The organism is Coleofasciculus sp. LEGE 07092, assembly GCF_015207375.1.
Lineage (GTDB): Bacteria > Cyanobacteriota > Cyanobacteriia > Cyanobacteriales > Coleofasciculaceae > LEGE-07092.
The window spans coordinates 22,002-28,001 of record NZ_JADEWY010000094.1 but is presented as its reverse complement, the minus strand read 5'-3'; the positions used below and the strand labels follow the sequence as shown (position 1 = coordinate 28,001).

The 6,000-nt window shown below is 45.0% G+C and carries 3 protein-coding genes and 2 pseudogenes; 2 read left to right on the top strand and 3 right to left on the bottom strand.

The annotated features are described in order from the left end of the window. Both IQ257_RS31620 and IQ257_RS20730 read right to left on the bottom strand, forming a co-directional pair. The coding region (locus tag IQ257_RS31620; protein ID WP_193933184.1) for a transposase at window positions 1–723 on the bottom strand (723 nt) is incomplete at its 3' end. Window positions 724–767: 44 nt separating this feature from the next. Then, window positions 768–1,316: pseudogene (locus IQ257_RS20730) on the bottom strand (aldo/keto reductase); the annotation flags it as partial. Here IQ257_RS20730 and IQ257_RS20725 point away from each other — a divergent pair. Both IQ257_RS20725 and IQ257_RS20720 read left to right on the top strand, forming a co-directional pair. Then, window positions 1,298–2,113, top strand: a pseudogene (locus IQ257_RS20725) (AraC family transcriptional regulator); the annotation flags it as partial. The pseudogenes IQ257_RS20730 and IQ257_RS20725 overlap by 19 nt on opposite strands. Before the next feature lie 563 nt (window positions 2,114–2,676). Continuing rightward, window positions 2,677–4,107, top strand: coding sequence for a cation:proton antiporter (locus tag IQ257_RS20720; protein ID WP_193872707.1), 1,431 nt, complete (start codon window positions 2,677–2,679; stop codon window positions 4,105–4,107). A gap of 237 nt (window positions 4,108–4,344) precedes the next feature. Here IQ257_RS20720 and IQ257_RS20715 read toward each other — a convergent pair whose 3' ends face one another. Further along, complete coding sequence (locus IQ257_RS20715; protein WP_193872708.1) at window positions 4,345–5,889, bottom strand: diguanylate cyclase domain-containing protein; 1,545 nt, start codon at window positions 5,887–5,889, stop codon at window positions 4,345–4,347. Window positions 5,890–6,000 lie beyond the last annotated feature (111 nt).

Here is a 6,000-nt window from a genome sequence, read left to right as displayed (position 1 = left end):
TCTTTTCACTAACTCATCTAATCGTATTTCATTTTTTCCTTCTGACTCCTTTGGTCTTCTCACTTTCCGGTTTTTGGCGACTCCTCCTATGTACATTAGTTTTCTTTTTTCCAGTTCCCTCAGAAATGTTCTATTATTGCCATATCCCGCATCTATGACTACCAGACCCGGGCGCTCTCCCCTCCCTAAGCTGCGGTCTATTAAATTCAACGCCAACTCGGGCTTCTTGATAAATTCTTTCATTTCGCCAAATATGGCTTTCTGTACTGCCAGCCCCTGGTCGTAGCGGGTATCTGGATCGGTGGTCGATTGCCCTTCCAACGGTAATTGAATGCCCCTGCTAGACAGCACGTCATTGGTGGCATGGATGAAGTCAAAGGCTTTCGCCATTCCCACGTATGGCACCGACTGATACACGATCTCTTTGATTTCAATCGGTGTGACTCCAACATTGAGCGCAGCACCCACCATGACTTTGTATTCGCTGACTGCCTGACTTCCAATGATCGATGCCAGAGTCAACATTACCCTTATTTTTGTATCAAACTTACTCAGCGCAATGACTTCATCAAAGGTGAAGTTGTCAAAGATTTCGATCAGTTCAGGGTCAGTTACTTTCAGGGTCGATTTGTGGTTTGGAAAGAGTTCCTCATGATGTTTGTGTGCTGCTTCACTGATTCTTACTGAGGGTTGTGTTTTATCTTGCTGAGGTGTAATGGTCATACACATCTCCTTGTAAGTCATTGTTTTGTGCTCGGTGATTCCATCTACAATCCCGTTCGCTTCTCCAACGCTTCTGGATAGCGATCGCCTTCCACTTTGATTTGTGTCAACGCTTCATCAATACTCTGCAATTCGTTTTGTGTCAGTTCGATGTTTGCTGCGCCAATATTTTCTTCTAACCGATGCAATTTGGTTGTCCCTGGAATCGTTACAATCCAGGGCTTCTGTGCCAGTATCCAGGCAAGGGCGATTTGTGCGGCTGTGGCTTTTTTCTGGTTCGCTACCTCTTTCAACAAATCCACTAGGGACTGGTTCGCGTCGAGCGCTTCCGGCGTAAACCGGGGAACAATGCTGCGGAAGTCCGATTTGTCGAATGTTGCGTCTTTGCTGATACTGCCCGTCAAAAAGCCTTTCCCTAAGGGACTAAACGGCACAAACCCGATTCCCAGTTCTTCCAGAGTTGGCAACAAGGCTTCTTCGGGCCGCCGCCACCACAGGGAGTACTCGCTTTGGATAGCAGTGACGGGTTGAACGGCGTGTGCCCGACGAATAGTTTGCACACCCGCTTCTGAAAGATCGCACCTTCTCCCCTTCGGAGTGCCTGCATAGTGTCTCTATTCCTGCCTTTTGTGTGATTGCTCAGGGCAGCAAAGAAGTCCTTCTAGGCAGCGATCGCTATCAGTACGATCCGATGCATTATTTGTTGGGGACAGTCGAACTACCGATTGCCAGCCGAATTCTGGAAGCATCCCCAGAGCAACCATTTCTGAGCCTTCGCCTCGATCTCGACCCCACCTTAGTTGGCTCAGTCATGCTTGAGGCAGGCTATCCCTCTGCCCAACGGGGTGCCAGTGTCAAAGCCATCGATGTCAGTCTACTGGATGCTAATCTGCTAGACGCTACGGTGCGATTCGTCAGGTTGCTCGATTCTCCTACTGAAGCTCATGTGCTTGCACCCTTGATTAAGCGAGAAATCATTTATCGACTTCTGGTGGGAGAGCAAGGGAATCGGCTCCGTCAAATTGCAGTTTTAGGTGGTTACACCCACCACATCGCTAGAGCTGTTGAGCGACTTCGTAAAGACTTTAACCAGCCGCTTCGTATTGAAGACATCGCCAGAGAGCTTGGAATGAGTGTTTCAGGCTTTCACCATCACTTCAAGTCTGTCACTGCAATGAGTCCTTTGCAGTTCCAGAAGCAACTGCGGCTCCAAGAGGCTCGCCGTCTGATGCTGGGGCAAAACCTTGACGCGATCAGTGCTGCCTACCGTGTGGGGTACGACGATGCCTCGCACTTCAACCGGGAGTACAAGCGGCTCTTTGGTGCACCACCGATGCGCGATGTGGAGCGGTTGCGGGAAGCTGCTCTTGAGACTGCTAGTTCAATATGATCTCCTCAATGGCTCTCCCCACCTCTAAAAGTATGATTATCATTCTCTAGAGCAAAAAAATTAAGTACATTAACTCATTTACAAAAAGCACACTATCTTAACTTGTCACCAATGGGATGGAACAGGCAAGATGCCTGTTCTACGCAGGTTTTTGCTAGAATTCCCTAAATTTTGGCGATCACACCCGTAGGACGGGCGTCTCGCCTGTCCCATGTAACAATCTATGCTTTCCATATAGAGTCAAAATAGCTGAGAGAATTTCTTGAGCAACTATTAAGTTAATATAAACAAAGAAATGTTAAGGGAGTCGTTAACCTCGCTCCCCGCCTTAATCCTTTACTGTTGAAAACCTGAAAAGCTTTGTCGGGTTGTACAAATAAAGGGTATTTCAAGTTGCTCAAACACCTGCAAATATCTAAGCTCCTTAACTTTAGGGCTCATAGAAACTAAAAAAGCCGATAGTCGAGCTTTGACAAGTCGCGTGTGAGAGGAAAATCTTCTTCACCCACGTCCTAACTCCATTGTAAATCATGGATTCGAAATCAAAACTATTGATGTAGAGAATGATGGCTTTAGAACCAATCGTGAATTCAATAACTGGGATATCCTTCCTAACCTCCTCTTTTCAATTTTCCAGTCAACCTATACTAGCAACCGCCAAAAACCCCGAAGATGGGGCGATGGTACTCGCTGGAGTTTTGCTGAGTTTAGTTATCGTTTATATTGCCAGCAAGCTAGGTGGCGAGCTGTCGAAGTTAGTGGATTTACCCCCTGTGTTAGGGGAATTGGTTGGCGGTGTCTTGGTGGGAGTTTCTGCATTCCATCTGCTCGTATTTCCTGAAAGTGGAGCCGAGGCTTCTGACTCGGCATTGATGACAATCTTGCAATTCATTGGTAATTTAAGTCCTGATTCTGTAACATCCATTTTTGAAACGCAGAGCGAAGTTGTCTCTGTTTTAGCCGAACTGGGTGTCATTATTCTCTTATTTGAAATTGGCTTGGAATCGGATTTAAGAGAGCTGCAAAAAGTCGGTTATCAAGCCGCCATTGTAGCTGTAGTTGGTGTAGCTGCTCCATTCGGTGCGGGGACGGCGGGACTGATGTTATGGTTTAACGTTCCCGTGATTCCGGCAATTTTTGCGGGTGCAGCACTGACGGCGACTAGTATTGGAATTACCTCCAAAGTTTTGTCAGAATTAGGGCATCTCAAATCAAAAGAAGGTCAGATTATTGTCGGTGCGGCTGTCATTGATGATGTTTTGGGTATTATTGTTTTGGCAGTGGTTGCCAGCCTTGCTAAAACGGGTGAAGTTAATGTTCTCAACGTTATCTATCTGATTATCAGCGCCACGGTTTTCTTGCTGGGTGCAATTCTCCTGGGTAAATTCTTCAACAAAACCTTTGTAACGATCGCGGATAAATTGCAAACGCGAGGTAAATTGGTCATTCCGGCGTTTACCTTTGCATTTTTGATGGCGTTCCTTGCTAATGTTATCCAATTAGAAGCTATTTTAGGGGCGTTTGCGGCTGGCTTAGTTTTGGATGAAACCGATAAGCGTAAGGAACTAGACAAGCAGGTTATTCCTATTGCCGATATCTTGGTGCCGATTTTCTTTGTAACGGTTGGTGCTAAAGCCGATTTAGCTGTACTTAATCCGGCTGTTCCTGAGAATCGTGAGGGGTTAATTATTGCCGTTTTCTTAATTGTTGTAGCTATTATCGGCAAGATAATTACAGGTTGGACAGTGTTTGGTCAACCACAAATTAACCGTTTGGCAATTGGCGTGGGCATGATTCCACGGGGCGAAGTTGGACTGGTTTTTGCTGGAATTGGTTCAGCCAGTGGGGTTCTCAGTAAACCGTTAGAAGCTGCCATTATTATTATGGTGATTCTGACAACATTCTTAGCTCCACCTTTTCTGCGGTTTGCCTTTCAAGGAGAGCCAATGGACTCTACAGAGTTAGTAGACTCTGAAGAGCGAGTTGAAGTATAGCGGTTCTCTCTTATATGAGGTACAATACGACCCCCTAGCATCCCCCTTATAAAGGGGGACTTGAAGCTCAAAGACGTGCCTGACAAGACTAGAAAATGCTATAAGTTGATTGGGTTGGGTAAAAATAATAGCGTCTATTTTAGCGATTGCTCTACCTCTTGAGCAATCGCTTTTGCTATGAAGGCTCTATTGAAGACAAACAGTAACAAACCAACGGATGAAACCTAGTACAAAGACTTAGGTTGCACTTTTCGTATAGGAATGAGGAATACAGGTGGCTTGAAAAATGCGATCGCGTCCTAATCCTTTGGCTTGATAAAGAGCTTGATCGGCGGCGTTTACTAGCTTAGTTGGGGACTGACGAACGGAAGGAGTTACAGTGGCTATTCCTATACTTAAAGTCACCCATGGTTTAATTGGAGAGTTAGAATGAGGGAGTTTAAACTCTTTGAGTTGGTCGCGAATTTTTTCGGCAACGACAAAAGCACCGTCAGGATCAGTTCCCGGCAGAATCACAACAAATTCTTCACCGCCATAACGTGCAACTAAATCAGCGGTTCGCTTCGCAGCTTGTGCGATCGCTTTGGCAACTTGCTGTAAGCAGGCATCTCCAGCTAGATGACCATAAGTATCGTTGTACCGTTTAAAAAAGTCAATGTCGCACAAAATTAAAGATAGGGGTTTAAACTCCCGTGCTAAACGCCGCCACTCATGCATAAGAACACGATCAAACTTACGGCGGTTAGCAATTCTCGTTAAACTGTCTAAGGTGGCTAGTTGCTGTAACTGTTGATTCGCTACCTCCAACTGTTGGTAAAGTTCTGATTGTTGAATTGCGACAGCGACTTGATTGGTTAATTGTTTCAGGCAATCAATTTCCCACAGTTGCCATTGACGGGGATGAGAGCAATGATGTGCCATGACGATTCCCCATAACCGATTTTTAGGCTTAGAGTTTGGTTTTGGGTTGACTGGTTCTCGTTGCCAGATGGGTATGCTCAAAACTGCTTTTGCCTGACAGGTTTTCAGTGTATTTATCCACTGAGGATCGACTTGAGCTGTGTTGATGTCATCTACAGCTTGAATAGACTGATAGCCTGGGTTCCAAGGAATCATTAAGGGGGCATTAATTTCACCCTTTCTGACCCAAAAATCGTCACAATTTGCGGCTTCCAGAATGAAACATCTGGATTGATGGAAGTGACAGCGATAAATTAAAACTCGATCAGTTTTCAGAAACTGCCTTACTTGCGCTGTCGTTGTCTGAAGGATATCGGCAAGATCTAAAAACTGACGGATGTTTTCGATCGTGCGTTCTAAAAGTTGTTCTCGTTCAACTTGCTGCCGAATGGCTTCGCGATCGCGCTGGCGTTCGATGGCATAGCGTATCGCACGAACTAACAGTTCCCCTGTAAACTGCCCTTTAATTAAATAATCCTGCGCTCCTTCACGAATCGCCTCAATTGCAATTGTGCGATCGTTGAGAACTGTCAAGACTACAATGGGAACGGTTGGCGCTTGAGATTTTACTCGCACAACCGTCTCAAGTCCTTGGCTATCTGGAAGAAACAGGTCTAATAAAATAATGTCAAATTTCGATTGGAGCAGATATTGCAGCCCTTCACTCAAGTAATGGCTCTGAGTCAGCTCAAAGGGAGCCTTACTGCCTTGAGTTAACCACTCTTGTACCAGTTCAATTTCAGCAGCATTATCCTCTATTAAAAGAATTTTGAGGGGGTGAGCAGAGTCAATAATACCTTGACTGATTTCAAGAGAATTCATTTTCTTATTTATTTAAATATATAATTATAACTCAATTTTAATCGAAATTAAAATTAGTCTTGATGTTATTTAAACAAACTTATCTTGGAGGAGACAGAAGAGAGATAGATG

Bases quoted from the DNA above. Each gene is read 5' to 3' on its own strand.
- IQ257_RS20715 (WP_193872708.1), bottom strand. From the start codon at position 5,889: ATGAATTCTCTTGAAATCAGTCAAGGTATTATTGACTCTGCTCACCCC.
- IQ257_RS20720 (WP_193872707.1), top strand. From the start codon at position 2,677: ATGATGGCTTTAGAACCAATCGTGAATTCAATAACTGGGATATCCTTC.